The organism is Halorubrum sp. ASP1, from assembly GCF_005435135.1.
Taxonomy (GTDB): Archaea; Halobacteriota; Halobacteria; order Halobacteriales; family Haloferacaceae; genus Halorubrum; species Halorubrum tropicale.
Genome location: NZ_SGUA01000005.1, coordinates 21,080 through 44,997, shown reverse-complemented (window position 1 = coordinate 44,997; position 23,918 = coordinate 21,080). Strand labels below are relative to the sequence as shown.

The following is a 23,918-nucleotide window of genomic DNA, read 5'->3' as shown; positions in this document are numbered from 1 at the left end:
CTAGAGCAGGTCGCTGAAGACCGACACGGACTCACTCAGGCCTTTGATGGTCTCATCATCGACCCACACGGTGTATATTCCGTCGCTCTGGAGGTCTTTCAGGAACCGAGCGTAGCCGTCGGTGGGACGCTGGGACAGGACTAGGAACCGAAGCGGGTCGTCGTCGAAGTCGCCGAGGCGAAAGTCGCGGTAGCGGTACTCCGCGAGCTGGCCGATCGCGTATCGGATCTGGTCGCGTTCGTTGCCCTCGTCGATGTACTTCGCCTCTGCGAGCAGGTGGATGTCGTCGCGAGTGGCGATCAGGTCGCTGTACTCGGTCTCTTCGACGGTGAACCCGCTGTCCCCGAGCGTCTCCTCAACCACGTCGAGGATGTGCTCGTGTTCCTGATTCTTCTGCTGGGTATCGGCGGTGTCCCGGACGAAGCTAATCTCTGTCTCGTCGCCGGTCACCTCGACATCGTCGGCACCGCTCCGGTCGCGACGGGAGCCGCTGGAGGAGCCCCCGCTGCTGCTCCCGTTCGAGCCCGTACCGGAGCTGCTCCTGCGCTGTTGGCGTGAGCCCGAGCCGAATCCGCCGCTGCCGGTCGACGTGGGCGAACTCGTCACGAACTGGCCGTCGGTCTTGGAGGCGTGCGCCGCGGAGGGCGTGTCGCGCTCGTCGACGTCCACGCCTCGCAGGCGGCCCTCAAGGAGCGGTCTGAGCTTCTGGATCTCCTTCACCTCGGACATTACGCCCATCGGGTTGAACGAGTAGCCGGCGTCTTCGCGCATCTCTCCGAACGTGAGGATGTTCTCGGAGAGGGCGTGAGACTCGTCGATGATCTGGGCTTCCTCCTTCTCGGAGACCGGAACGCTCTCGACGGCGTCGCTGTCACCGAACCAGTACATCTCCTTGAAGTAGATCAGGAACGGGTAGTCTCGACCGCCCTGGAGTTCCTCCAGCCAGACCGCCTCGTCTTTGGTGTCGAACCCGCCGACGACGCCGACGCCGATCACACCGCCGCCAGCGTCGCTGTCGTTGATATACTCGGGCTTGGTACCGTGGAAGAGGAACACGTCGCCTGCCGAGATGCTTTCCCACTTACCTCGCTCTCCATCGGGAAGGCCCCAGAAACCGCGGTGAAACGTCGTAACCCAGTGTTCGATTCGGCCGGAGAACTTGTAGACGGGAGCATTCAACAGATCAGATTTCATCATCCTAACTACAACAGGTTCTAATAAAAAGACATGTTGTTGAAATGGGTTGACCAATGAAATTCTCCTAGGCCGGACCACCTTCACGTAACTCGGTGAGGAGATCGGACCAGCCGAGGTCGAGCGAGAACAAGTCCGGTTCGAGGTTCCAGTTCCACGGAGCGGCGTCGTCCGGATCGGGTTCTGCGGTCGCGGGTTCGAGGTTTTCGACGGTCCCGCCGAACAGTTGGTTCGTCGGCTTGTCGGCATCAGCGGGCCAGTCGGCGAAGAAATCGACCTCCTTCTTCGAGTGTTTGAAGTAAGCAGTCGTGAACAGCCGCTTTAGCTCAGGGTGGCAGTCCTTCCCCGTGTGGAATACGGTTCCGAAGACGTCGACGTTGATCTTCGCCATCCGCTTCGCCAGCGGAGAGAACTGCGCCGCGACCTCGTAGGAGTTGGTCCGCGCGTCGAAGTGTGTCGATCCTTCGTCGATGAACACGAACTTCGGCCGGTCGCGATGCTCGATACAGGTGACCGCGAGATCGTGCGCGCTGGTGGCCACGAGGTCGGTCCGGGGCCACGTCCGCGAGTTTGAGATGACGAGGAGGTCGTCGACGGTCGCCGAGCGGAGTTCCGCCAGCAGCGCCATCAGGTTCGTCTTCCCCGTGTTCGGGTTGCCGGCGCCGCCGATGAACGCCGTCGCGTCGTTATTGGTCATCACGTCGTCGAGCCGCAGCGGGAGCCGCAGCGCGGAGCCGTCGAGGTCCTGCTCGGTGACGCCGACCAGATGCGAGAGCATCAGGGAGTTGCCCGAGCGAATCGCTTCGGACGCCTTCCGCGACTGCTGGGTCCGGTCGACGAGGTCGAGCAGCTGCGAGCCCTGGACAAGCTCCGGGTCGAGGTCGTTGAGGAACACCGACGCCGACACGTCGTCCGGGTCGATCGCTCCCGCTCGGGGGTCGAGGTCCCGATGAGTATCGATGCGACCGGAGAGTTGTTCCGCGAGTTTGGCCGCGGTCAGCATCCCTTCGTCGGAGTTACCCATCGGCACGCACCTCGGCAGATTCAGCGTGTCCGTTTCGGTCGGTGTCGGGTTCCTCCGGAGTCGAGAAGTCGAATCCCGACTTGTGGTCCATCTCGTCGATCGCGTTGTCGTCGACGAGGTCGGAGAGGTCCGAGTCCGAGGCGTCGTCGAGGCCGAAGTCTTTCAGCTCCTGGTCAACTGCGCGCTCGATCCCTTCCCCCGAATCGGGCAGGGAACCGTCCTCGAACAGCTCAACGATACGTTCGACCGTGTTCCGGGTCGCACGGCGGACCACGACGAACGCGGAGCTTTCGAGGATGAATCCTCGCTGCGCGTCGTCTTGGAGCTGGCCTCGACATTCGTGGACGGCGCGAAGCGCGCGGGTCAGCTCCCGATCGTCGAGCGTCCCGCGCCAGGTGCCGACGACGGTCATGTCTTCGAGGTCGACTTGTTTCCCGACGTAGAGGTTCGGAGACAGCTGCGTGAGGTCGTACGTTGAGTTCACGAACTCGTCGTCGTCGAGAACGTCCATCTCGCGGAAGTCGTCAGGCGGGAGTCGGTAGATACCACCCTCCAGCACGCGGGCGTCGAGGTCGATCAACCAGACGAACGAAGGATTGTAGAGCCAGCTGACGACCTTCGATCCGGTCATCCAACCGAGCGGAGTCACGAGCAACGCGGTGACACCGGCGATGTACCAGAAGCGCGAAATAGAAATGTCGAACCCGGCGACCATCGCGACGATCGCGGCGGCGATGGAAAGCACGACGAGCTGGGGAGCGCGTGCCCGGAGCCAATCGAGCAGGTCGAGGTGCGCGGGCTGTTCATCTTCCGTGGCGGGGTTCGTGGCTTTCATGCTATCCTCTCTGCCTCTTCCGATTTGCCGTAGACGCGCCGAGCAACGAGGTACAGGGTGGTAAGCGCAACACCGAGCGCGCCGCCGACCCCGGCGGCTTGCGTATCGCTCGCGGTGAACGGCCCGCCGACGATCGTCGACGAGGTTTCAAGCGGGACGCCGTAGAGCGTGGTTCCGTCGTCGATTGTGACGCCAGCGGCGCCGTTGTCGGGGTCGACCGCGAAGCGGATCGTCGTGCGCCCGTCGACGACGAACGAGCGACGGTTCAGTTCTCGCGGTTCGGTCAGGGCGACGGCCTCGGTAACTGTGATGCGCTCGCGCCGGTCGGCGTCAAGGACGATCACCGCGGCGGAGCCGTCGTAGTCAGCCGAGCAGAGCGAGATGTACTCGGTGACGTACTCGCCGCAGGTCTCCGTCGAGTTCTCAGCCGTCGCGTTCGGGGTGTCCTGTGCGGCGACAGCGCCGGACAGAGACGCGACTACTACCACGACGACGAGTAAAAATCGAGGGAACATGGGCTAATCCGAGAGGGCGAGGAAACCGACGATCGCGGCGATCCCGACGCCGACGAGTTCGCCCGGTAGTCCGAACATGTCGAGCGCGCCGAGGTCGAGGCCGCCGCCGTTGTTTTGGCTCGCCTCGTACTTCTCGATCAGTTCTTGATTCTGTTGTTCGAGCGAGTTCCACTCTTCCTGGGTGATGTAGTTCGAGTCGGTCTGGGGTTCAGACGACTCGAACGAGGCAGACTGTGCTTCCTCGCCAGTTTCGGTGTTCTCGAACTTGTCGACGGTGAACGTCGCTTCGAGGTTCAGCGTCTCCATGTTCGTCTCCGTGGTATTGGCGCGGTAGCGAGCGTCCGTGACCTCGGTGATGGTTGTTTCGAGGTCGTCGGCAGCGTCGTAGTACCACGTCCCGCTTCCGGTCGCAGTCCAGTCGGTCGCGTTGACGGCCACGGTCTCGTTCGCGGCTGTCGTCACCTCAACAGCGGTTCCCTCGTAAGGTTCCGAGGTGAGCGTGATGTTCCCACCGTCAACGCCGGACTCATACGCGGACCAGTCGCCTTCGAGCAGCGAGGTGTCCGTGGTGAAGTACACGTCGCCGTTGAAGGTCGTCGGGTCGTAGGTCTCGCCAGCTTCGATCGGGCCGTCAGACTCGTCGGTGAGTCCGAACGTCCCACGGAGCGTAGCCCCGGAGTCGCTGAAGGTGATCGTCGCCTCACGCTCAACGTCGACGGAGATGTTCAGCGCAGCGAGGTCAGCGATCGCTTGCGCAGTACCTTCTTCATCGGACATCATCGCCGCACGTTCGCGAGGTGTGACGAGTTCCGAGATCTCGATCGAGCCGGACTGAACGTCGCCGTAGACGTTCGTCACCCACGTCGAGATACCGTTACGGACATCGGTAAACGTGGTATCCATCTCGTCGTACAGAGGCTTCCATTCGGCGGCGTTGAGGTAGATGAAGTCACCATCAACTTGGCTCAGGGACAAGTGGACAGCCTTCTTTCCCTCAGAGATTTGGTTCGGAACGTGTTCCGTGGCGGTAAACGGGGAAAGCGTGGCCTGCCAGTCGTCGTACCAGTGGATGGAGATTTCCTTGACAGGAAGGTCCGTCCCGTCGGGAAGGGTGTTGCTCACATCGGAGACAGAGAGGTCCTGCGAACGCATCTCCATGCTGATATCGTAGCTGTTGAGCAGGTCGCCTTCGCCCATGTCAGGGTGATCGACAGCCGACTGAAGCAACGCCTGAAGCTCGTTGACCGACTCATTCCACGACTTGAGGAAGTTCCCCTTGACGGTGGATTCGTACGAGTCAATCGCGGCGTTCGCCGCCGACAAAACCTCACTCTCCGAGACGCCAGCGTTCAGCTGCTCGATGGCAGCCACCTTGGCATCGGTGTACGCGGTATTCTTGACGCCGTCGAGGATGTTCTGATTGTCGACGATCGTACTCTGGTTGTTAGAGCGCCGCGTTTTGACAGCTTGATAGATTTGCTGTTCAAGAGCGTCAGCGGTCAAACCCTCCGCCGGTGGGTCGGAGCCAACAATCTCGAACTCGCGGAGCGCCCAGCCGAGGGCGGCGGAGGCGCCGATCGCGCCGACGCCGATCAGCGGGGCGATCGCTTCGGCCTCGCGGGTAAAGCCGTAGTCCGATCCGAGGGCGACAGCGCCAGCGGCAGACGCGCCGAGACCCTTCATGAAGGTGCGGCGGCCCACACGAGAGCGAGACCGAGTAGGAGCGTCGTCAGCGCCCACACGGTCCCGAGCAGAAGGGCGGTCAGAGGCGTTACAGCTAGTCGATGTGTCATGGTTTGAACTCATAAGGTGAGGTGCGAGGGCAGTTTACCGAACAGCGACGCCCCACGCGACGACCGTCGCAAGGAACGCGACGATCGGGCCGAGGTTGCTGCTCGTGTTGATGAGGTCAGCGAGCTGGGGAACGTACTGGTAGCCGACGATGACAAGGGGGCCGACAGCGATCGCGACCTGTTCCCACTGCTCGTACGATTCGAACTGTTTGGTCTCGCTGCTCGCGAAGGCGATCGCGTACGCAGCCAGCGAGATGAACGTGGCGTGCTGGGCGGTGAGTGTGTAGTCGATCCAGGTGAGCATCACCTCGGAAATCCCACCGAACTGGTAGAGTCCGGCGAGAACGAACACGACGCTCAGGAGCGCCGGGAGCGTTCGCAGGTGGGTGTAGTCCGAGAGGGCGTCACCCATCGAGTTCGAGTACGACGACGCCATCAGGAACCACCCGGGAACGCGCAATTCGTTGGGTTGTAGTCGTGCGTCGAGCCGTCGTCGCGTTCCAGCGTCACCTCGTCGGTGGCCATCGCGACCCAGATCTGTTCGCCCACCTCGATGCGGTCCTGCGCAGCTGCGCGCTTGACCTCGTCCTTCGCGAAGTAGCGAACGACTCCGCGGCTTTCGTCCTTGATTTTGAGCCGGTACCACGGGCCGTACTCACCCTCTCCTTCAGTCAGGTCGAGTACGAGCCCTTCCAGCACGTCACCCGGGCCGAGTTCTACCGTGGGAACATCGGACTCCGGCGATTCTCCTTCGAACCGTTCGTAACCGTCAGGCGGCGTCGGGTTTTCAGTCGACATCTCCAACTGTTAGTGGTCAGAGAAGTCATGTATAGTATCAAGCTAGGCTCGGTGAAAGTAGTCCCACGGTAGCAGGATAATTTCGAATGTCCCAGAGGGTCTGCTCTGTTAGTCATGGTATAGCAGGTGATCTGAGAAACACAGTTCAAACGTTTAATATACTACATAACCAACCGAATAACATGTCGATCGAATCTTGGATTCGGTCTGCAACATGGCCCATACGGCAGTTCTTTGTTCGGTGTAGCGTTTGGTTCAAACAGGGAGTAAAGGAGGCGGTGGTAGGACTCTTAGGAGTCGCCTTTGTTACAATTCTGCTCTACTCTATAGTTGAAGATGTGGGTTTAGCTACAGCGGTATCCACGTGGGCAACCCTGTTCAGTGACGTATTTGGCCTCATATCAGTTGTTGTTGAGATCGTGCTATTCGGTGGGCTTGCGCGTACCGGACTCTACATTCAAAAACAAGAGCGTATAGGGCAGATAGGACTTACTTTGCTGGGGATAATGCTGTTAGGTCTCACTATTATGATAGTCCGCTTAGTTCCAGGAGGGTTGGAATTACCAACCGTTTTTTGAATAAATAATCTCTAATTTGTCGCTCACAACATGTGAAGCACGCATTACGTTCTCATAACGATTCAGCTCTAATATGGAGATATCTTTCTCGGACAACCTCTTTGTACATATACATCGCAAATTTTTATATTATGTCATCCAAACTTAGAGTAATGACCTTTGATAAAGACGAAATTGAAGAGCGTGTCGATGAGCAGGCCGAGAAAGTAGAGGAACGACTAGATCACATTCCGGATGGACAATCAATGCCGGATCCGGAGGATATGCTCTTGGCCTCAGCTAAGAAATTCAAATTAGGAATAGTTTTCATTGATATTAATGATTTCTCTGACTACTCTAGCGACTATCCAGAGGAGGACGTGCTATTTATGTTGAACCTGTTTATCCCGGAAATTATGGAGATCGTCCGGGACTACGATGGTTACTTTGAGAAGAATACTGGTGACGGGATATTGGCATACTTTGGTGTTGGTGAGGACTACTCATCAATCAGCGAGACAGTTCTGGAATATTTTGCTACAGTGAAGTACTCCTTGGCAAACCATATTAATCCCACTTTGGATGACAATGGTATTGAACCTATTACGATTAGTGGCGGAGCTGCTATCGGTAAAGATATTCACATTTCCCGTATTGGCAAACATAGTCTAAACCGGCGGACAGCCGTGGGAACAACAGCAAACAGTGCTTCGAAACTTGAAGATATGGCGGGGACTAACCAGTATTTCGTGAATGAGGGGCTCTACCAGTACGCAAATAAGGAGGATGGATGGGGGGAGTACCTCACGGACAAAGGTCGACTTGAAGGGTTTACGTGGGGAAGTGACGATTCAGGGTGGACGACTCAACACTATTATAATTTCAACGGAATCTGGGCAGACACCAATACGGACAACCTATAATTGGAAGAACAAATGTCTGAAATTTCTCCTGATGAACTCGTTACGCGGACCAACGATCATCTCAACCAGTATATTTCATTGGCAGATAATAAGGCCTCAATCCTGCTTACTGCACAAATAGCGTTTCTGGGATTATTCGCTAACGCTGTAAGCGATCTGTCGATTGAGTCGCAAATAGTGCGGTGGGGCGCCATTTTGAGCGTAGGGTTCACCGTAGCAGGGGTCTTCCTCTCAGGATGGGTGGTATATCCTCGGACCCCGAAACCTGAGACAGGACTCATTTTCTGGGAAAATATCATCGAGTATGATTCGAAAGAGGAGTTCCGTGATGAGTTCAAGCAGTTGGAGGATGGGAGAGCACAAACAGAATTGATCGAGGAGAATTATGATTTGGCAACGGTAGCGAGTAGTAAATACTGTTTTCTCCGGTGGTCGCTCCGGTTTACAGCCGGGACCGTTGTATTCGCGGTGATTGCTGGGGTGGTTTTCTTGTTCTTCTAACTCATCGATACGAAACGACAATAATATGAGTATTCTATTATACAAACACAAAAATAAAAGCCATATCTGGAGTCAAAACTAACCGAATTGTCTACGTTCTGTGTATCAGTAACTGGGATCTGGCTGTTCGTGTATAGATCTAAATGGTGACGGCAGGACTTAGCTATCATTAGGACGGACCATACACGGCCGCCGTTCATCCCGATTCATTTCTGGATTAGAGACGTGGTAGTCCTCAACGATGAGGAGGCGATCAACTACCTCGGGATCAGTTATCCCCTCTTCGACGAATCCGCTTGCGAGAGTTCTCGGGTTGTGGCTTGCGACCTCTGTACGAGCGTCACGGAACACCTCTCCTTGAGCGAGATCGTGCCGGAGCCGAGTATTCTGGATAACGTTCCTTATCGGCAATTCTAGTGATACCATGTCGACACCGCCGCCGCCGGGTTCGTGTTCATTCCCGTCGCGGTCGACGATCGCTTTCAGCTCGTAGCCGAAGGCGGGTTCCGTCGAGCGGCGATCGAACGCCTCGGAATCAGGTTCCATCTCACCATCCAGTATCTGACCGACGAACTCCCTGTACGACGGGTCGATGTTCAGATGCGCCAGTATCGAGGGAAGGGATACGTCTCTCCCGTGTACGTCGAGGTAGTCGTGAACGCGGTCGCGTATCAGCGTCTTTCGCGGAGATTCTCCGTAGGCCCATGCGCTGTCGGCACTCGGCCATCGCTCGGCGAGTGATCGGTCCTGTTCTGGTTCCGGCGCCGGAGCAGCTGCGTCAGCGGCCCAACGAAGATCGTCGTCGAACGCGGATTCAGTCTCGGGGGGCCCGTCGAGCTGGTCCTGGTCGACAGTCCACGGTGAACCACAGCAGGAGCAGACGACATCGGCGCCGCGGCCGTCGTCCCAGCGGATGCGCTCACCGTGCGCGTCGACCTGTCCCGACTCTTCATTTTCGGCACGCTGTTCGCACCGATCGGCGCGGATGGCCTGATTTACAGTCTGCGAGCGGGTGGTCCGCTGGCGAGCAGCCGACCAGTAGACAGCTCCCCAAGCGATGTACTCGATCGGCTTGTCCAGCAGGTCCTCGGTGTAGCCGCCCATGTACGCGGCGAGGTAGGAACCGAGGTTCCCGACGTCTGCGTTCATCGAGATACACCCATCGTCCTCCTGAAGGTAGTCGTCGATCGCGTCGTAATCGTGAGCTGACCACCCGGCGGGGTCGCAGACCTCTAGGTGCTTGTCGATCACCCGTTCGAACTCGGAAGCGACCAGGCGGAGGTCACCGAACCCGGCTCCGTCGAAGTAGACGCCGACGTGAATATGAGTGTAGCAGGCATTGAGGCCGGCGTCTTTGTCGGGGTCCGCGGCGGTGCCCATTCCGTGCGGTTCCGCTTGAAGCCAGTAGCCCCACTGCTCCGAGTCGAGGTCTAGGTGATACTCCATCACGTTACGGAGCGTGTCGCGAACGCCGCCGTAGCTGAACGCGTCGTGTATCGAGTCCATCTGTTCGACGGGTGGGAGTCGGTCGCCGTCGGGGACCGAAGAAGCGGTCAGGGTGAGCATCACGGTCACCGGGTCATCCCAAGCGGGAGCGGCTTCGCCACCGGATGGACGCTTTCCGCCGGACATCTGTCGCTGGAGCGCGCGAGCCCGTGCGTACTGCTTTTTGCTGTACTCTTTCCCCCACGCGTCGGCAAGCGGTACGTCGAACTCGTCGCCCGATTCACGATCTTCGAAGCGGGCCATCATCCCGCTGTACTCGTGGTGAGCGCGCAGGAAAGCGTGAATCGCGTCGAGCCACGTTCCGGCGGAGCGGGAGCGAAGCGAGTCGACGGCGAAGGAATCTTCGAGCGGGTGATCGGGGTCGACGAACTCCTTTTCCCAGTCGGCTTCCGTGACGATGCGGCGAAGCTTCCGCCCGTGCGCCTCCGAGAGAGGGAGGTCGGCGAGGTGCGGGTACTCGGTAGCGAACTCCGTCACCCGTTCGACGATCGGATCGGCGTCCTCCTCTAATCCGGTGAGAGAAGCCGTTACAGAGTTAGTCTCCTTGGAAGGCCAAGACGCGGCCGGCTCGTCGGGCGCGCTCATCGCTCACCTCCGAGCGTGCGCGACCGCTCCGCGACCGCGACGGCACCGCCGCTCGTTTGGCGACCTTCGGTCGCCTGTGCGCGGTCGGCGCCGTTCGGTCCGCGTTCGGCGGACCTCACGGACCACAAGGTCGCCGACCGCTTGGAGAGACTGACGGGGCTCGCCTCGAGGGAGCGAACGAGATCGTGCCGGAGCCGTGGGGAGGTGGACCGGCGCGCAGCTGGCCGGCTCACTTCTCGTCGGGATTTGAGAGCTCGCTGGGCCGCGCGGGACAGTCCAGGGCGTGGCCGTACTCGACGCCGCTCGACGAGTTCCGAGTACACCGCTGGTTACAGAGCCCGCACCAGAACTCGCCCGGACCGCCAGCAGACAGGGTAGTCCCGGTTGAGCCGTCGGAAAGGCTCACAGAGACCACCCCGTAGAGCCGCTAAGACCTGTCAGTAGAGGCTGGAAAAAGTATAAGCGGGTAGTGGGCCGGCACGAATTTGAATCGTGGTTACGGCCACCCGAAGGCCGAAGGATACCAAGCTACCCCACCGGCCCGCACTCGACAGAAGGCCGCTCGTTCTTTTAATCCTTCCGAAAGGGGGGCGATCAGTGAGACACTGATGGAACGCGAATCGGGGAGGAACGAGCAAATTGATAGCAGCCGCCGACACCTCCAAAGCCCCAGCCTCGAGGCCACAGTACGCTCGTTGCGCGCTTCAGTCTCTCACTCCGTGCTCCTTCCAGTGCTTCCATCGCCGACTGTGGCCTCGCGGCTACCCGTTTGAGTCGCGCCCAAGACGGCACCGCACCTCACGCCTCCCCGGCCTCGCGGTTCGCGCTCTCCGAGCGCTCGCCGCTCCCTCGCGCGTGCTCACTCGCGGCCGCTGAGGGCGGCCACTCGCAGGCACGCGCTGCCGCCCCGCGTCATCGATTATAAATCGTCGTCGCCGTCCTCGTCGTGCGGACCCTCGCCCTCGAAGTACCGGTCCCGGTGCTTCCGACAGCCCGGGTTGAACGCGGCGCCGCAGACGGGGCAGGCGTCTTCGCCGGCGTTGAGGTATTCACGGGCGGTGAGCGTCGTCCGGCAGACGCCGCACAGCACCGCCGATTCATCGAAGCGCTCGCGGGGCCACGGGACCGCCTCGTGGTCGGTCGCCGCGTCGTGGCAGGCGTCGCAGGGGTAGTACGCCTCACAGCAGCCGAACCGGAGCGCGATCACGTCCACGGGGTCGTCCCAGTGCGCGCAGCGCGTCTCGGGGTCGACGTCGATTCCGCGGAGGGGGACCTCGAAGCGCGGGTCGGCGTCGGGCGCCGTCGTCGTCTCGCGGTCAGTACTCGGCGTAGCCATCGGTGTCGAGCCAGTTATGAACCACCGTGACCGTGTGGTCGGCGTGGAGCAGTTCGGGACCGACGCGCAGCCGCCGCTCGGCGCGTTCGGCGACCGCCTCCGCCTCGTCGGGCGCGAAGTCGTGGTGGTCCGAGAGCACGAACACGGGATCGCTCGGCGGCTCCGCGTCGACGAGCGGGTCGCCGTCCTCGTGGAGCTGGACGAGGGTCCCGTCGGGACCGCGGCCGTCGTCGCCGACGAGCCGGTCGAGGGTCGCTTCGAGTCCCATCCGGCGGAGTTCGACGCCGGGAGAGACGTCCGCGGGCATGTGCCCGATGGCGTCCGCCTTCGCGTCGAGCGCGTCGCGGATCCGCGCGGCGACGTTGCGCTCGTCGGGGTGGAGGTGGCGGACCGTGTCGGCGTCGACGGTGACGGCGAACTCGTCGGCGATCACGAGGTGGACCCGGACCGACTCGCGGATGCCGTGCGAGAGGAAGAGGCCCGCGCTCACGCACCGACAGAGGAGGTCGAGCCGCCCGGCCCCGGGGATGTCGGACAGCGAGATCGCGTCGGGGTCGGTGGGCACGTCGCGGCCGATGACGACGAACTGGCGCATGTGCGGGGCTCGCCCCCGATCCTGATAAGCCGTGCGACCCAACCGCCGCCGTGAGCCTCACCGGACTCTGCCAGGTCTGCGAGGCGGCGACCGCGAGTCACGCCTGCGACCGCTGCGGGCGCGCCGTCTGCGACGACCACTGGAACGAGACCGCCCGCGTTTGCTCGGGCTGCGCCGCCGGACGAGGGTAGCGCCGGCCGAGCCGACGCCCGCCGGAACGCCTCGCCGTCGGTGACCTATCGGTGGCGGTTCAGTCGCTTCTTGAGCCGCTTGGCCGCGTCGCCCGCGGCGCCGAAGTACGTCGCCTCGTCGTCGGGGCGGCTCGACTCCTCGCCGGCGAAGATGATGCCGCGCGAGGAGTTCACGAGCCCGACGTCGACCGGGAGGTCGGGCCGGGACGCGAGCCCGTGTTCGACCGCGGCCTCCGCGTCGCCGCCCTGCGCGCCGACGCCGGGCACGAGGAACGGGACCTCGGGCACGATCTCGCGGACCGTCTCCAGCTCGTCGGGCGTCGTCGCGCCCACGACCAAGCCGACGTTGCCGTTCGCGTTCCAGGTGTCCGCGAGCGCGGCGACGCGCTCGTAGAGCGGCTCGCCGGAGGCGAGTTCGAGGTCTTGGAGGTCGGCCCCGCCGGGGTTCGACGTGCGACAGAGCGCGAACACGCCCTTGTCCGCGCGGTCGAGGAACGGCTGGAGCGAGTCGCGGCCGAGGTACGGGTTCACCGTGATCGCGTCGACGTGGTCGAGGATCCCGGCGTACTGGCGCGCGGTGTTCCCGATGTCGCCGCGCTTCGCGTCGAGCAGGACGGGGACGCCCTTCCCCTCGGCGTACGCCGCGGTCTCGCGGAGCGCGCGCCAGCCCTCCGGGTCCTCGTAGAAGGCCGCGTTCGGCTTGTAGCAGGCGGCGTGCTCGTGGGTCGCGTCGATGATCCGGCGGTTGAACGCCCACCGCGGGAGGTCGGCGTCGGTCACGGTCTCGGGGAGTCGGCTCGGGTCGGGGTCGAGCCCGACCGACACGACGCTGTCGACCGCGTCGATCCGGTCCGCGAGCGTCTCGAAGAAGCCCATACGCGCCCTGCGTCGGCGGGCGCACTAACCGTTGTGTTCCGCGGCCGCGCCCCGGGGCGCGCGCGAGCGTCCCCGCCGGCCGGGCCGACGTATGTGCCGACCCGGGGCCGCCGTAATAACAGGATACACCGGTCGGCCCCTCGTCGGTCGCCACACGTATGGCCGGTCGCACGGGCGGTAGGCTCGGGACGGCGGTCTCCGGACCCATCGTCAAGTACTACGTCTACAAGGCGACGAAGTCGGTCGAGTTCTACCGGCCGATCATGTACCTCTTCTTCCTGGCGCAGGGGCTCTCGTTCACGCAGATCGCCGTCCTGGAGGCGCTGTACAACCTGACGACCGTGTTCGGCGAGATCTCGACCGGATACGTCGGCGACCGCGTCGGGCGGCGAAACAGCCTCCTCATCGGGACGGCGCTCATCTCCGCGACGCTCCTCGGCATCGGCCTGTCGGACTCGTTCCTCCCGCTGGCGGGGCTGTACGTCTGCTGGTCGCTGGGCTACAACTTCCGCTCCGGAAGCGAGGACGCGTGGCTCTACGACACGCTCACCGACGACCTCTCCGAGGACGAGTTCGCGCGCGTTCGGGGGCGCGGCGAGTCCGCGGCGCTGGCCGCCGGCGCCGTCGCGGCGGTCCTCGGCGGGTACCTCGGCGGCGTCGACCTCTCGTACCCGTGGTTCGTCGCGGCCGGCGTGACGAGCCTCGGCGTCGCGGTGCTCCTCACCCTCGACGAACCGGAGACGTACAAGGAGGCCGACGCGGACGACCTGACCCTCCGCCGGACCGTCGGCATCGTGCGGGAGGTGCTCTCGCGCCGTCGGATGCGCTCGTTCCTGCTGTACTACTACGTCCTGTACGCCGCCGTCACGTACCTCGCGTTCGTCTTCCTCCAGCCGGTGTTCGAGACCGTCGTCCTCGACCTCGGGGTGGCGCGGTCGCGGGTCGAACCCCTCCTCGGGTGGTTCTACGCGGCGTACAGCCTCGTCGGCGCGGTCCTCACCTACTACACGGGGGCGATACGGGACCGGATCGGGCTGCGGGCGTGGTTCCTCGCGCTCCCGTTCGCCGTCGGCGGCGCGCTGCTCGGAATGTACTTCGTCCCGGTGCTCGCGCTCCCGACGTTCCTCCTGATTCGGGGGGTGTCGGACGTCACGCGGTCGTTCGCCGGGCAGTACGTCAACGACCGCGCGGAGACGCTCGGCCGCGCCACCGTCCTGAGCGCGATGGCGATGGTGAGCGGGCTCGCGGTCGTCCCGTTCCAACTCGGCAGCGGCGTCATCTCCGACGCCGTCTCGCCGCTGTTCGCGCTCGGCGTCGGCGGCGGCGTCCTCGTCGTCGGGGCGACGGCCGTCCTCCTCTGGCGGGTCCCGGTCGGCGACGAGCCGGCCGACGGCTCGGGTGGTGAACGCCCGGACGGCTGAGGCGCTCGCTCGGCGCCGCCGCCCGCTAACAGGAGCAGTAGTACTCGCGGTCGGCGAACTCCGTCTCGAACAGCGTCGCCGCCGGACCCGGGTCGGAAGGCCGGTACACGCCGGTCGTCAGGTCCCCCTCGCGCTCGAACGCGCCGGAGACGAGCCGGCGCCAGTCGGCCGCCGACAGCTGGTCCCAGAAGGCGTCGTCGCCCGCCAGAAGCGAGAGGTAATCGCGGAGGTACACCCACCGCGTCGGCTCGACGCCGTCGGACTCGTAGGTCGCGTCCGTGACAGCGGCGTAGGCGGCCATCGGGAGGTTCGCGCCCGCGGCGACCGGCATCGAGATCCACTTCCACGGACGGGTGTTGACGTCGAGCAGCAGGAACTCCTCGCGGTCGGCGTCGTAGACGAACTCCGACTCGCTGATCCCGTGGTACCCCGCGTCGCCGAGGACGGCGAGCGCGCGCTCCTCGATGGCGGGCTCGTCGGCCGTCTCCACGAGACAGGAGGTGCCGAAGTTGCGCGGGTACCGAACCGCGGCGTTGCCGACGACGGCGAGCGCGTCGCCGCTCCCGGACGGCGGGACGTAGGATGCCAGCGAGTGGTCGCGCCCCGCCGCGATGTCGACGCGCTTCTGGGCCATCACGGCGATCCCCTCGTCGCTCGCGGCAGCGACGACGTCCGCGAACTCCCCGCGGTCCGCGACCTCGATCACGTTGGTGCCGAACGCCTCCTCGAAGTCGCGCTTGAGCTCGGGTTTCACCACCAGCGGGAACCCGAGCGCCTCGGCCGCCTCCCCGACCGTCGCGTCGGGCTCGCCCGTCGCCGCCGCCGCGGTCTCCGCCAGCCGGTACGTCTCCGGGTAGGGGACGCCGAGCGCCTCGCAGGTCGCGTACAGCTCCGACTTGTTCAACACGTCGTCGAGCGTCTCGCTGCCGGCGAACGGGATCCGGACGCCGTCGGGGTCGGCCTCGGCGTACGACAGCGCCCACTCGTCCATACAGCCGAACGCGACCGCCTCGGTGCCCGCGGCGTCGACGACCGCCTCCACGTCCTCGCGGAACCCGTCGAGGTCGTCGAGCGGGTACGTCACCGCCCCGGCGAAGTCGACCGCGTCCGAGGGCGGCGCGAGGCCGTCGTGCGTGACGGTTCCGGCGTCGGCTCCCCCGTCGCCGCCCGCCCGGTCGAGCGCGATCACGGGCACGTCGTGGGCGTCGAGCGCGCGGGCGACCCCGAGCCCGGTGATGTGCGCGTTGCTGACGAGCGCCGGCGGCCGGTCGAACTCGGCGTCCGCGAGCGCGTCGATCAGTCCCTCCGTGGACCGGAACGTGTCTGCCATACCCCGCCTCGTCGGCGGACGCACAAAAGGGTCCCACGTGCCGGCCCGGAGTGCCCGTATCGAGGACGGAGCGGGGATCGTCCGCGTCGGCGGTCGCGGTTCGCGCGGGCGACGCGAGCGGCTTTTCAGGGCGCGTCGCCTCCGGATCGGTATGACCGAAACCGAAGACGAGGCCGACGCCGAGCGCGTCGACGACGCCGACGACGCCGCCACGGCCGACGAGCTCCCCGACCGGGTCCGGCGCGCGTTCGCGGACCACGGCTCGTTCGAGCGCGAGGGCGACGTCTGGGTCTCGACGACCACCGCGTTCGACGGCCGCGTCTGCGCCGAGCCGGCGGCTGAGGGACGGATCGCGTTCGCGGTCACCGTCCGCGTGCCGACGCTGTCGGCCGTCACCGCCGACGAGGTGGCCGACGTGGTCGAGGACGGCTGGGCCGACACGTTCGAGCGCCGCGCGGTCGACGTGGGCGGCGTCACCCGGACGGACCGCGAGTTCGACCCCGTCGTCGAGCGCGAGGGCGACGAGATAACGGTCGCCTACGAGTTCGTCGACGTCAACGAGCGCCGCGGCGTCGACGACGCGGGCGCGCTGATCGACTTCGTTGAGGGGACGTACGTCCAGGGCGTCATCCCGGGCTACGAGTACACGGCGCCCGTCTCGGACCTGCTCTCGGCCGCGCGGCAGCAGGGCGGCGGCGGTCCCGTCTGAGGCCGATAGGGGGAAGTGTCGGCGGCCCGTACGGCGACCATGCTCGCGCTGTTCGGGTTCGGCAGCCTCCTCGCCTTGGTGGCGTTCCACACGTTCCTCGCCGGGGTCGCGACCCGGTTCTTCCGGATTCAGCTCTCCACGTCGTGGGGATCCGTCCTCTACACGCTCGTGTTGACTCCCCTGCTCCTGCTCGTCTCCACGCTCGTGTTTACCGGCGCGCTCGGCGTGGGAACCGGGATCGACGTGGGGAGTTCGACGATCCTGTTGGCGCTCCTGATCGCGCTCCCCTTGGCGCTCGGGGTCGCCATCGACTACCTCTACGTCCCGTCGCCCGACGACTACGAACTGCCGGACACGCGCTGACGGCGACCGCCGTCGCCCGCGGCTGCCCCGGCGGTCAGCGGTCGACCAAGCCGGCCACGATGTCCTCGACCCGAGCGACCACGTCCTCCGGCGCGCGCGTCGCGTCGACGCGATGGAACCGACCGGGGTCGGCGTCGATCAGCCGCTCGTAGTTGTCGCGCACGGCGGCGAGGTAGCCGTCGCGCTCGAACTTGTCGGTCCGGCCCGCCCGCTCGGCCGCGGTCTTCGGGTCCAAGTCGAGGTAGATCGTCGCGTCCGGCGGGCGCGAGAAGGCGGCGTGGATCCCGCGGACGTACTCAAGCGGTCGCTCGATCCCGGCGTCCGAGCGCGCGAGCGTCGCCCCCTGGTAGGCGAACCGCGAGTCGGAGTACCGGTCGGCGATCACGAGGCCGCCGTCCGCGAGCGCCGGACGCACCGTCTCCGAGAGGTGGTTCGCGTGGTCGGCGGTGTACAGAAACAGCTCCGCGAGCGGGTCGGCGTCCGGGTCGCCCATCGAGCGCCCGACCGCCTCGCCGTACCAGCTGTCGGTGGGCTCGCGGGTGAACGTCGCGTCGGGGTACACGTCATGTAGCGCCTCCCAGACCGTCGTCTTGCCGCTGCCGTCGAGCCCCTCCAGCGTGATCAGCATGGTCGCGTTCCGCCGCGGCGAGGAATAAACAGCCCGGGTCGGAACGGGGTCGCTCGGAGGCGTCGCGACGCGTTCGAGCGCGCTGGTCGACGGCGGCGAGAGCGACGCGAGCGTTTTTCACCCGCGGGCGTGACCGAGGGGATATGTTCGACCGGATCTGCGTCCCCACCGACGGCAGCGACGCGGCCGCGGCGGCGTTCGACCACGTCCTGGCGATCGCCGCCGACCACGGCGCGACCGTCCACGTCCTCCACGTCGCGGACACGACCCGCGACAGCGTAACGCGCATCGGCCGCGACGTAGTCGACGTGCTGGAGACGGAGGGCGAGTCGATCGTCGAGGCGGCGGCCGCGCGCGCCGCGGAGCGCGGCGTCGACGCGGAGACGGCCGTCGAGCAGGGGGGCGTCCCCGAGACGGTCGTCGACTACGCGGACCGGACCGACGCCGACCTCGTCGCGATGTCCACGCGCGGGCGGCAGGGCGTCGAACGCCTCGTCGGCAGCACCACGGAACGCGTCGTCCGGCGTTCACCGGTGCCGGTGCTGGCCCTCCGGCCGGGCGACGAGGCCGTCCCGTACCCGTACGAGGACGTGCTGGTGCCCACCGACGGGAGCCCGGCCGCGACCGCCGCGCTCGACCGCGCGCTCCCGGTCGCCGAACGGGCCGGGGCGACGGTCCACGTCCTCTCGGTCGTCGACACCGGCGGCATCGGCGTCGGGGACCACGTCGACGTCGACGTGCTCTCGGAGTACGCCGACGACGCGGTCGCGGCAGGCGTCGAACGCGTCGAGGCGGCCGGACTGGAGGCGGTCGGCGCCGTCGAGGTCGCCTCCTCGCCCGCCCGGGGGATCCTGTCGTACGTCGACGACCCCGGCGTCGATCTCGTGACGATGGGGACGCACGGGCGGACCGGCGTGGGCCGGTACCTGCTGGGCAGCGTCGCCGAGCGCACCCTCCGCAGCGCTCCCGTTCCGGTGCTGACGGTCCCGGTTCCGGACGAGGAGTGACCGCGACAAACGGGTCAACCGCCCTCGCCGCGGACCTCCCTGCCCCGGATCGCGCCGGCGTCCGCGAGCGTCTGACATCGCGGTAGGTTTACGGGCCTTCCACGCCTCGTGGCTCGCATGAAAGTGTTGGTAGCCGGGGGGACCGGATTCATCGGGTCGTACCTCTGTCGCTCGCTCGCCGACGACGGCCACGCCGTGACCGCGCTCTCCCGATCGCCCGAGGAGGCGCCGGAGGGCGTGACGGGCGTCAGCGGCGACGTGACCGACTACGACTCCATCGCCTCGGCCGTCGAGGGGCACGACGCGGTCGTGAACCTGGTCGCGCTCTCGCCGCTGTTCGAGCCCGACGGCGGCAACCGCATGCACGACCGGATCCACCGCGGCGGGACGGAGAACCTGGTCCGCGCGGCGGAGGACGGCGGCGTCGACGGGTTCGTCCAGCTCAGCGCGCTCGGCGCGGACCCGAACGGCGACACCGCCTACATCCGCGCGAAGGGCGAGGCGGAGGAAATCGTCCGGGACAGCGACCTCGACTGGACGGTCTTCCGCCCCTCCGTCGTCTTCGGCGAGGGCGGCGAGTTCGTCTCCTTCACCAAGCGGTTGAAGGGGATGTTCGCGCCGGGGGTCCCGCTGTACCCGCTCCCCGGCGGCGGGAAGACGCGGTTCCAGCCGATCCACGTCGAGGACCTCGTACCGATGATCGCCGCCGCGGTGACGGACGACGAGCACGCCGGCGAGACCTACGAGATCGGCGGCCCGGAGGTGCTCACGCTCCGGCAGGTGACGGACCTCGTCTACGAGGCGGAACGGAAGGGCGTCACCATCGTCCCGCTGCCGATGCCGCTCGCGAAGGTCGGCCTCTCGGTGCTCGGGGCGGTGCCCGGGTTCCCGATGGGGCCGGACCAGTACCGGTCGCTGAAGTTCGACAACACGACCGCCGACAGCGACGTCGGCGCCTTCGGCGTCGACCAAGCGGATCTGACGACGCTCGGCGAACACCTCGGGATCCGATGACCGGGGGACCGAACGTGTCAACTGTCCTAATCTCAACGCTGGTAACGGCAACCGAAGGCTTATATACGAGATCGCGTTCTGTTCAGTTCAAACGCGGAGGGAGCACACGATGAAACTCGCAATGATCGGATTCGGACAGGCGGGGGGTAAAGTCGTCGACAAGTTCTTGGAGTACGACAAGCGGACGGGCTCCGAGATCGTTCGAGCCGCGGCGGCCGTCAACACGGCGAAGGCGGACCTCATGGGGCTCGAACACATCGCCGAGGACCAGCGCGTCCTCATCGGCCAGTCGCGCGTGAAGGGCCACGGCGTCGGCGCGGACAACGAACTGGGCGCGGAGATCGCCGAGGAGGACATCGACGAGGTCCAGGGCGCCATCGACTCGATCCCGGTCCACGAGGTCGACGCCTTCCTCGTCGTCGCCGGCCTCGGCGGCGGGACGGGCTCCGGCGGCGCGCCGGTGCTCGCGAAGCACCTCAAGCGGATCTACACCGAGCCCGTCTACGGGCTCGGCATCCTGCCGGGCAGCGACGAGGGAGGTATCTACACCCTCAACGCGGCCCGCTCGTTCCAGACGTTCGTCCGCGAGGTGGACAACCTGATGGTGTTCGACAACGACGCCTGGCGGAAGACGGGCGAGTCCGTCCAAGGCGGCTACGAGGAGATCAACGAGGAGATCGTCCGGCGGTTCGGCATCCTCTTCGGCGCCGGCGAGATCCAGCAGGGCCAGGAGGTCGCCGAGAGCGTCGTCGACTCCTCGGAGATCATCAACACGCTCTCCGGCGGCGGCGTCTCCACGGTCGGCTACGCGGAGGAGGAGGTCGAGGAGCGCTCCTCGGGCGGCCTGCTCTCGCGGCTCCGCGACGACGGCAACGACGAGGAGCTCGACAGCGCCCACACCACCAACCGGATCACCAGCCTCGTCCGGAAGGCGGCGCTCGGCCGGCTCACGCTGCCCTGTGAGATCGAGGGCGCGGAGCGCGCGCTGCTCGTGCTCGCCGGGCCGCCGGAGTACCTCAACCGGAAGGGCATCGAGCGCGGCCGCAAGTGGCTCGAAGAGCAGACCGGCTCGATGGAGGTCCGGGGCGGGGACTACCCGTACCGCGGCGCCGGCTTCGTCGCGACCGTGATCCTGCTCGCAGGCGTCACGAACGTCCCGCGGATCAAGGAGCTCCAGCAGGTCGCCATCGAGGCGCAGGACAACCTCGACGAGATCCGCGAGGAGAGCGACGACAACCTCGACGAGCTCGTCAACGACGACAGCGACGAGCTGGAATCCCTGTTCTAAGACCTCCCGCCGCCGCGATGGAGGTCATCGTTCCCTTCTCGACCGACCGCCCGAAGTCGCGACTCTCGGACGCCCTCTCCCCCGACGAGCGCTCGGCGTTCGCCCGCGCGATGCTCGACGACGTGCTGGACGCCGTCGCCGCCGCCGGCGGCGAGCCGCGCGTCCTCGCCACCGACGCGGTCGACGCGGACCGCCCGGTCACCGTCGACGACCGCCCGCTGACCGCGGCCGTGAACGCGGCGCTGGACGCGCGACTGGGGGCTGACGGCGACGAGAGCGACGCCGACGGCCCCCCCGAACCGGTCGCCGTCGTGATGGCGGACCTCGCGCTGGCGACCCCCGACGCGGTCGAGCGCCTGTTCGCGGCCGGGCGCGACGCGGAAGTTGCCATGGTGCCGGGCCGCGGCGGCGGCACGAACGCCTTCGTCGCCTCGCACCCCGAGTTCCGGGTGGACTACCACGGCGCCTCCTACCTCGACCACCGCGACATCGCGGCCGAGGTCGGCGCGTCGTTCGCCGCGGTCGACTCGCACCGCCTCGGGACCGACGTCGACGAGCCGGACGACCTCGCCGAGGTGCTGATCCACGGCGAGGGCCGCGCCGCGGCGTGGCTCCGCGAGGCTGGCTTCGCGCTCGACGCGTCCGAGGGCCGCGTCTCTGTCGTGCGGGAGTGACCGAGATGCGGTCACCGGGATCGCTCCGCCCGCTCGTTGCCCCGCGTAACCGGTTCCGGTGTCGTCGGGGGGATCCGCAACCGCGATTCTTTTTAAACGCCGACCGCGAGTGACGGCCGTGTTCGCCGGGGCCGACGAGTACGGGGTCGACGTGACTGTCGCCGACCGGGCGGTCGAGCGACTGCTCTCGGTCGGCCCGGACGACGTCGAGGCCGCCGACCGGCTGACCTTCGCGCGCAACGTCTTCATCCCGCTCACGACGGCGTGCCGGTACACCTGTACCTACTGTACCTATTACGACGTGCCCGGCGAGGTGTCGCTGCTGTCGCCCGCCGAGGTGCGCGAGCAGTGCCGCGTCGGCGCCGACGCGGGCTGTACGGAGGCGCTGTTCACGTTCGGCGACGATCCGGACGAGCGGTACACCGAGATCCACGAGACGCTCGCCGAGTGGGGGTTCGACTCGATCCACGAGTACCTCTACCGGGCCTGCGAGATCGCCCTGGAGGAGGGGCTGCTCCCCCACTCGAACCCGGGCGACCTGACCGAGGCGCAGTTCGCGGACCTCCGCGAGGTGAACGCGTCGATGGGCGTCATGCTGGAGACGACCGCGGACGTCGACGCGCACGCCGGGGGGCGCCGGAAGACGCCCGGCCAGCGGCTCAACACGATCCGCGCCGCCGGTCGACAGGGCGTCCCGTTCACGACCGGCGTCTTGGTCGGCATCGGCGAGGACTGGCGCGACCGCGCCGAGAGCCTGCTCGCGATCCGGGCCCTCCACGAGCGGTTCGGCCACGTCCAGGAGGTGATCGTCCAGAACGTCGTGCCCAACGAGCGCTCCGACTTCTCGAGGCCCGACCGCGACGTGATGCGCCGCGTCGTCGCGATGGCACGCGCGGCGCTGCCGCCCGAGGTCTCCGTTCAGGTCCCGCCGAACCTCTCGCCGGCGGCGGAGCTCGTCGACTGCGGGATCGACGACCTCGGGGGCGTCTCGCCGGTGACGGACGACTACATCAACCCGGCGTACGAGTGGCCCGACCTCCGCGGGCTCGAGGCCGTGGCGGACGCCGGCGGCGTGCCGCTCCGCGAGCGCCTCCCGACGTACGCCCGGTACCTCCCCGACGACATCCGGCCGCCGGGCGTCGACCGGGCCCCCGATCCTGACGGTCGCGAGGCGTGGATCCCTCCGGCGGTTCGCGAGCGGATGGCCGACGACGACGTCCACGGCCGTCGGCTGCGCGCGGTCGCTCGCGGCGACGGGCCGCTCGCGGTGCGGAGCGACTGACACGCCGCCGCGCCGGGCGAGCGCCTCCTCCGGCCGGGCGTAAACAAGCGCGCTGCCAGTAGCTTCTTTATATAGTCTCGCGAACGGGGTGACGATGCTCCCCTTACAGCTCGACGCGATCGCGAACGCGGTCGACGTGGCGGCGATCGCCGTGACGGTGGTCAGGTTCGTCGCCGGCTTCGTCGCCGTGTTGTTGCTCGGAAAGCTCGTCCTCATCCCGGGGCTGCGACGGGTCGTCAGGGCGCGCGGGTTCGACGAGGCGGTGTTGAGCCTCGGCACGAACGTTCTCAACGCCGTCGTCTGGGTGGCCGCGGTCGCGATCGGCTTCGCCGTCGCCGGCTACGGGAGCTTCCTCTCTGCGTTCGCCGTGTTCGGCGGCGCCATCGCGCTCGCGGTCGGCTTCGCCGCACAGGAGCTCCTCGGGAACTTCGTCGCCGGCGTGTTCATCCTCAAGGACAAGCCGTTCGAGGTCGGCGACTGGATCGAGTGGAACGGCAACTCGGGCCGCGTCGAGGAGATCGACCTCCGGGTCTCGCGGGTCCGGACGTTCGATAACGAACTGGTGACGGTGCCGAACGGCGACCTCGCGAACAGCGCGGTCACCAACCCCGTCGCCTACGACACGCTCAGACAGAAGTTCGTCTTCGGGATCGGCTACGACGACGACATCGACGAGGCGACCGACATCATCGTCAAGGAGGCCGAGGCCCACGAGGAGATCCTCGACGACCCCGGCGTCTCGGTCCGGCTCGTCGAGCTCGGCGACTCGGCCGTCGGGCTCCAGTCGCGGTGGTGGATCGCCGACCCCGACCGCGGCGACTTCGTCCGCGTGCGCTCCGAGTACGTCACCGCGGTGAAGGAGTCGTTCGACGACGCCGGCATCGACATGCCGTACGTCCACCGGCAGCTCACCGGCAGCGTCGAAGTGATCGAGGAGGTCGCCGCCGAGTAGGCCGCAGCCGCGTCCGCACCG

26 protein-coding genes and 1 tRNA gene are annotated in these 23,918 nt (G+C 65.9%); 13 read left to right on the top strand and 14 right to left on the bottom strand.

Annotated elements, in window-relative coordinates; translation table 11 throughout:
* The 7 genes from EXE48_RS08760 to EXE48_RS08730 form a co-directional block, all read right to left on the bottom strand.
* Complete coding sequence (locus EXE48_RS08760) at positions 1–1,281, bottom strand: hypothetical protein (protein ID WP_137711236.1); 1,281 nt, start codon at positions 1,279–1,281, stop codon at positions 1–3.
* On the bottom strand, positions 1,262–2,218 hold the full coding sequence (locus EXE48_RS08755) for a hypothetical protein (protein ID WP_137711235.1): 957 nt from the start codon (positions 2,216–2,218) through the stop codon (positions 1,262–1,264). Before EXE48_RS08755 ends, EXE48_RS08760 begins: the two co-directional genes overlap by 20 nt.
* On the bottom strand, positions 2,211–3,053 hold the full coding sequence (locus tag EXE48_RS08750) for a DUF8125 domain-containing protein (protein WP_137711234.1): 843 nt from the start codon (positions 3,051–3,053) through the stop codon (positions 2,211–2,213). Before EXE48_RS08750 ends, EXE48_RS08755 begins: the two co-directional genes overlap by 8 nt.
* Positions 3,050–3,541, bottom strand: a complete 492-nt coding sequence (locus EXE48_RS08745; RefSeq protein WP_241991972.1) for a DUF8063 family protein — start codon at positions 3,539–3,541, stop codon at positions 3,050–3,052. The genes EXE48_RS08750 and EXE48_RS08745 overlap by 4 nt, the downstream gene beginning before the upstream one ends.
* A 30-nt stretch (positions 3,542–3,571) precedes the next feature.
* On the bottom strand, positions 3,572–5,269 hold the full coding sequence (locus EXE48_RS08740; RefSeq protein WP_241991971.1) for an Env/VP5 family phage fusion protein: 1,698 nt from the start codon (positions 5,267–5,269) through the stop codon (positions 3,572–3,574).
* Positions 5,270–5,395: 126 nt separating this feature from the next.
* Positions 5,396–5,797, bottom strand: coding sequence for a DUF8023 family protein (locus tag EXE48_RS08735; RefSeq protein ID WP_137704437.1), 402 nt, complete (start codon positions 5,795–5,797; stop codon positions 5,396–5,398).
* Positions 5,797–6,159 carry a hypothetical protein gene (locus EXE48_RS08730; protein WP_137711232.1) on the bottom strand — a complete coding sequence of 121 codons (363 nt, stop codon included), beginning with the start codon at positions 6,157–6,159 and terminating at the stop codon, positions 5,797–5,799. Before EXE48_RS08730 ends, EXE48_RS08735 begins: the two co-directional genes overlap by 1 nt.
* Before the next feature lie 182 nt (positions 6,160–6,341).
* On the opposite strand from EXE48_RS08730, the gene EXE48_RS08725 reads away from it, so the two are divergent.
* The 3 genes from EXE48_RS08725 to EXE48_RS08715 all read left to right on the top strand — a co-directional run bounded on the left by EXE48_RS08725 (position 6,342) and on the right by EXE48_RS08715 (position 8,140).
* Complete coding sequence (locus tag EXE48_RS08725) at positions 6,342–6,737, top strand: hypothetical protein (RefSeq protein ID WP_137711231.1); 396 nt, start codon at positions 6,342–6,344, stop codon at positions 6,735–6,737.
* Positions 6,738–6,889: 152 nt separating this feature from the next.
* Positions 6,890–7,639: an adenylate/guanylate cyclase domain-containing protein gene (locus tag EXE48_RS08720; protein WP_137711230.1), complete on the top strand. Its 750-nt coding sequence runs from the start codon at positions 6,890–6,892 to the stop codon at positions 7,637–7,639.
* A gap of 12 nt (positions 7,640–7,651) precedes the next feature.
* Positions 7,652–8,140: a Pycsar system effector family protein gene (locus tag EXE48_RS08715; protein WP_137711229.1), complete on the top strand. Its 489-nt coding sequence runs from the start codon at positions 7,652–7,654 to the stop codon at positions 8,138–8,140.
* A gap of 159 nt (positions 8,141–8,299) precedes the next feature.
* Here EXE48_RS08715 and EXE48_RS08710 read toward each other — a convergent pair whose 3' ends face one another.
* The 4 genes from EXE48_RS08710 to trmY form a co-directional block, all read right to left on the bottom strand.
* Positions 8,300–10,123, bottom strand: a complete 1,824-nt coding sequence (locus tag EXE48_RS08710) for a hypothetical protein (RefSeq protein ID WP_137711336.1) — start codon at positions 10,121–10,123, stop codon at positions 8,300–8,302.
* 578 nt (positions 10,124–10,701) lie between these two features.
* Positions 10,702–10,774: transfer RNA gene (locus tag EXE48_RS08705), tRNA-Pro, on the bottom strand.
* Positions 10,775–11,150: 376 nt separating this feature from the next.
* Entirely contained in the window at positions 11,151–11,567 is a 417-nt protein-coding gene (locus EXE48_RS08700; RefSeq protein WP_082356887.1) for a CHY zinc finger protein, read from the bottom strand.
* Positions 11,548–12,162, bottom strand: a complete 615-nt coding sequence (gene trmY, locus EXE48_RS08695; RefSeq protein ID WP_053772730.1) for a tRNA (pseudouridine(54)-N(1))-methyltransferase TrmY — start codon at positions 12,160–12,162, stop codon at positions 11,548–11,550. Before trmY ends, EXE48_RS08700 begins: the two co-directional genes overlap by 20 nt.
* Before the next feature lie 50 nt (positions 12,163–12,212).
* Here trmY and EXE48_RS18750 point away from each other — a divergent pair, with 50 nt between their 5' ends.
* Positions 12,213–12,353 carry a hypothetical protein gene (locus EXE48_RS18750; protein WP_199236363.1) on the top strand — a complete coding sequence of 47 codons (141 nt, stop codon included), beginning with the start codon at positions 12,213–12,215 and terminating at the stop codon, positions 12,351–12,353.
* A 45-nt stretch (positions 12,354–12,398) separates the two neighbouring features.
* Here the strand turns inward: EXE48_RS18750 and pyrF are convergent, their stop codons facing one another.
* A complete protein-coding gene (gene pyrF / locus EXE48_RS08690; RefSeq protein WP_053772729.1) occupies positions 12,399–13,229 on the bottom strand; it encodes an orotidine-5'-phosphate decarboxylase in 831 nt (276 codons plus the stop codon).
* Positions 13,230–13,387: 158 nt separating this feature from the next.
* Here pyrF and EXE48_RS08685 point away from each other — a divergent pair, with 158 nt between their 5' ends.
* Positions 13,388–14,650 (top strand): MFS transporter, encoded by a 1,263-nt coding sequence (locus tag EXE48_RS08685; RefSeq protein WP_137711228.1) that lies wholly within the window; start codon positions 13,388–13,390, stop codon positions 14,648–14,650.
* 25 nt (positions 14,651–14,675) lie between these two features.
* On the opposite strand, the gene EXE48_RS08680 is transcribed toward EXE48_RS08685, so the two are convergent.
* Positions 14,676–15,980, bottom strand: coding sequence for a carboxylate--amine ligase (locus EXE48_RS08680; RefSeq protein WP_137711227.1), 1,305 nt, complete (start codon positions 15,978–15,980; stop codon positions 14,676–14,678).
* Between the two features lie 151 nt (positions 15,981–16,131).
* Here EXE48_RS08680 and EXE48_RS08675 point away from each other — a divergent pair, with 151 nt between their 5' ends.
* Both EXE48_RS08675 and EXE48_RS08670 read left to right on the top strand, forming a co-directional pair.
* Positions 16,132–16,689 (top strand): DUF5813 family protein, encoded by a 558-nt coding sequence (locus tag EXE48_RS08675; protein WP_053772726.1) that lies wholly within the window; start codon positions 16,132–16,134, stop codon positions 16,687–16,689.
* Positions 16,690–16,728: 39 nt separating this feature from the next.
* Positions 16,729–17,052, top strand: a complete 324-nt coding sequence (locus EXE48_RS08670; RefSeq protein WP_053772725.1) for a DUF7991 family protein — start codon at positions 16,729–16,731, stop codon at positions 17,050–17,052.
* Positions 17,053–17,086: 34 nt separating this feature from the next.
* Here EXE48_RS08670 and tmk read toward each other — a convergent pair whose 3' ends face one another.
* Complete coding sequence (gene tmk / locus EXE48_RS08665) at positions 17,087–17,680, bottom strand: dTMP kinase (protein ID WP_053772724.1); 594 nt, start codon at positions 17,678–17,680, stop codon at positions 17,087–17,089.
* A 143-nt stretch (positions 17,681–17,823) separates the two neighbouring features.
* Between tmk and EXE48_RS08660 the strand changes: the two genes are divergently transcribed.
* From EXE48_RS08660 to EXE48_RS08635, 6 genes are all read left to right on the top strand, one after another.
* Complete coding sequence (locus EXE48_RS08660; RefSeq protein ID WP_137704426.1) at positions 17,824–18,687, top strand: universal stress protein; 864 nt, start codon at positions 17,824–17,826, stop codon at positions 18,685–18,687.
* Between the two features lie 117 nt (positions 18,688–18,804).
* Entirely contained in the window at positions 18,805–19,701 is an 897-nt protein-coding gene (locus EXE48_RS08655; protein ID WP_121599625.1) for a complex I NDUFA9 subunit family protein, read from the top strand.
* A 109-nt stretch (positions 19,702–19,810) separates the two neighbouring features.
* Positions 19,811–20,989, top strand: coding sequence for a tubulin/FtsZ family protein (locus EXE48_RS08650; RefSeq protein ID WP_173230323.1), 1,179 nt, complete (start codon positions 19,811–19,813; stop codon positions 20,987–20,989).
* A gap of 17 nt (positions 20,990–21,006) precedes the next feature.
* Positions 21,007–21,663 carry a 2-phospho-L-lactate guanylyltransferase gene (gene cofC, locus EXE48_RS08645; protein WP_137711226.1) on the top strand — a complete coding sequence of 219 codons (657 nt, stop codon included), beginning with the start codon at positions 21,007–21,009 and terminating at the stop codon, positions 21,661–21,663.
* A gap of 118 nt (positions 21,664–21,781) precedes the next feature.
* Positions 21,782–22,945: a 7,8-didemethyl-8-hydroxy-5-deazariboflavin synthase subunit CofG gene (gene cofG, locus EXE48_RS08640; protein WP_137711225.1), complete on the top strand. Its 1,164-nt coding sequence runs from the start codon at positions 21,782–21,784 to the stop codon at positions 22,943–22,945.
* Positions 22,946–23,039: 94 nt separating this feature from the next.
* Positions 23,040–23,897, top strand: a complete 858-nt coding sequence (locus EXE48_RS08635; protein ID WP_137704424.1) for a mechanosensitive ion channel family protein — start codon at positions 23,040–23,042, stop codon at positions 23,895–23,897.
* The last annotated feature ends 21 nt before the right edge of the window (positions 23,898–23,918 follow it).

Excerpts from the sequence above, each read along its gene's own strand:
- EXE48_RS08715 (WP_137711229.1), top strand. The coding sequence starts at position 7,652 with ATGTCTGAAATTTCTCCTGATGAACTCGTTACGCGGACCAACGATCAT.
- EXE48_RS08660 (WP_137704426.1), top strand. The coding sequence starts at position 17,824 with ATGTTCGACCGGATCTGCGTCCCCACCGACGGCAGCGACGCGGCCGCG.
- tmk (WP_053772724.1), bottom strand. The coding sequence starts at position 17,680 with ATGCTGATCACGCTGGAGGGGCTCGACGGCAGCGGCAAGACGACGGTC.
- EXE48_RS08650 (WP_173230323.1), top strand. The coding sequence starts at position 19,811 with ATGAAACTCGCAATGATCGGATTCGGACAGGCGGGGGGTAAAGTCGTC.
- EXE48_RS08750 (WP_137711234.1), bottom strand. The coding sequence starts at position 3,053 with ATGAAAGCCACGAACCCCGCCACGGAAGATGAACAGCCCGCGCACCTC.
- EXE48_RS08700 (WP_082356887.1), bottom strand. The coding sequence starts at position 11,567 with ATGGCTACGCCGAGTACTGACCGCGAGACGACGACGGCGCCCGACGCC.
- trmY (WP_053772730.1), bottom strand. The coding sequence starts at position 12,162 with ATGCGCCAGTTCGTCGTCATCGGCCGCGACGTGCCCACCGACCCCGAC.
- EXE48_RS08675 (WP_053772726.1), top strand. The coding sequence starts at position 16,132 with ATGACCGAAACCGAAGACGAGGCCGACGCCGAGCGCGTCGACGACGCC.
- EXE48_RS08755 (WP_137711235.1), bottom strand. The coding sequence starts at position 2,218 with ATGGGTAACTCCGACGAAGGGATGCTGACCGCGGCCAAACTCGCGGAA.
- EXE48_RS08735 (WP_137704437.1), bottom strand. The coding sequence starts at position 5,797 with ATGGCGTCGTCGTACTCGAACTCGATGGGTGACGCCCTCTCGGACTAC.
- cofC (WP_137711226.1), top strand. The coding sequence starts at position 21,007 with ATGGAGGTCATCGTTCCCTTCTCGACCGACCGCCCGAAGTCGCGACTC.
- EXE48_RS08680 (WP_137711227.1), bottom strand. The coding sequence starts at position 15,980 with ATGGCAGACACGTTCCGGTCCACGGAGGGACTGATCGACGCGCTCGCG.
- EXE48_RS08730 (WP_137711232.1), bottom strand. The coding sequence starts at position 6,159 with ATGTCGACTGAAAACCCGACGCCGCCTGACGGTTACGAACGGTTCGAA.
- EXE48_RS08655 (WP_121599625.1), top strand. The coding sequence starts at position 18,805 with ATGAAAGTGTTGGTAGCCGGGGGGACCGGATTCATCGGGTCGTACCTC.
- pyrF (WP_053772729.1), bottom strand. The coding sequence starts at position 13,229 with ATGGGCTTCTTCGAGACGCTCGCGGACCGGATCGACGCGGTCGACAGC.
- EXE48_RS08635 (WP_137704424.1), top strand. The coding sequence starts at position 23,040 with ATGCTCCCCTTACAGCTCGACGCGATCGCGAACGCGGTCGACGTGGCG.
- EXE48_RS08720 (WP_137711230.1), top strand. The coding sequence starts at position 6,890 with ATGACCTTTGATAAAGACGAAATTGAAGAGCGTGTCGATGAGCAGGCC.
- EXE48_RS08670 (WP_053772725.1), top strand. The coding sequence starts at position 16,729 with ATGCTCGCGCTGTTCGGGTTCGGCAGCCTCCTCGCCTTGGTGGCGTTC.
- EXE48_RS08685 (WP_137711228.1), top strand. The coding sequence starts at position 13,388 with ATGGCCGGTCGCACGGGCGGTAGGCTCGGGACGGCGGTCTCCGGACCC.
- EXE48_RS08725 (WP_137711231.1), top strand. The coding sequence starts at position 6,342 with ATGTCGATCGAATCTTGGATTCGGTCTGCAACATGGCCCATACGGCAG.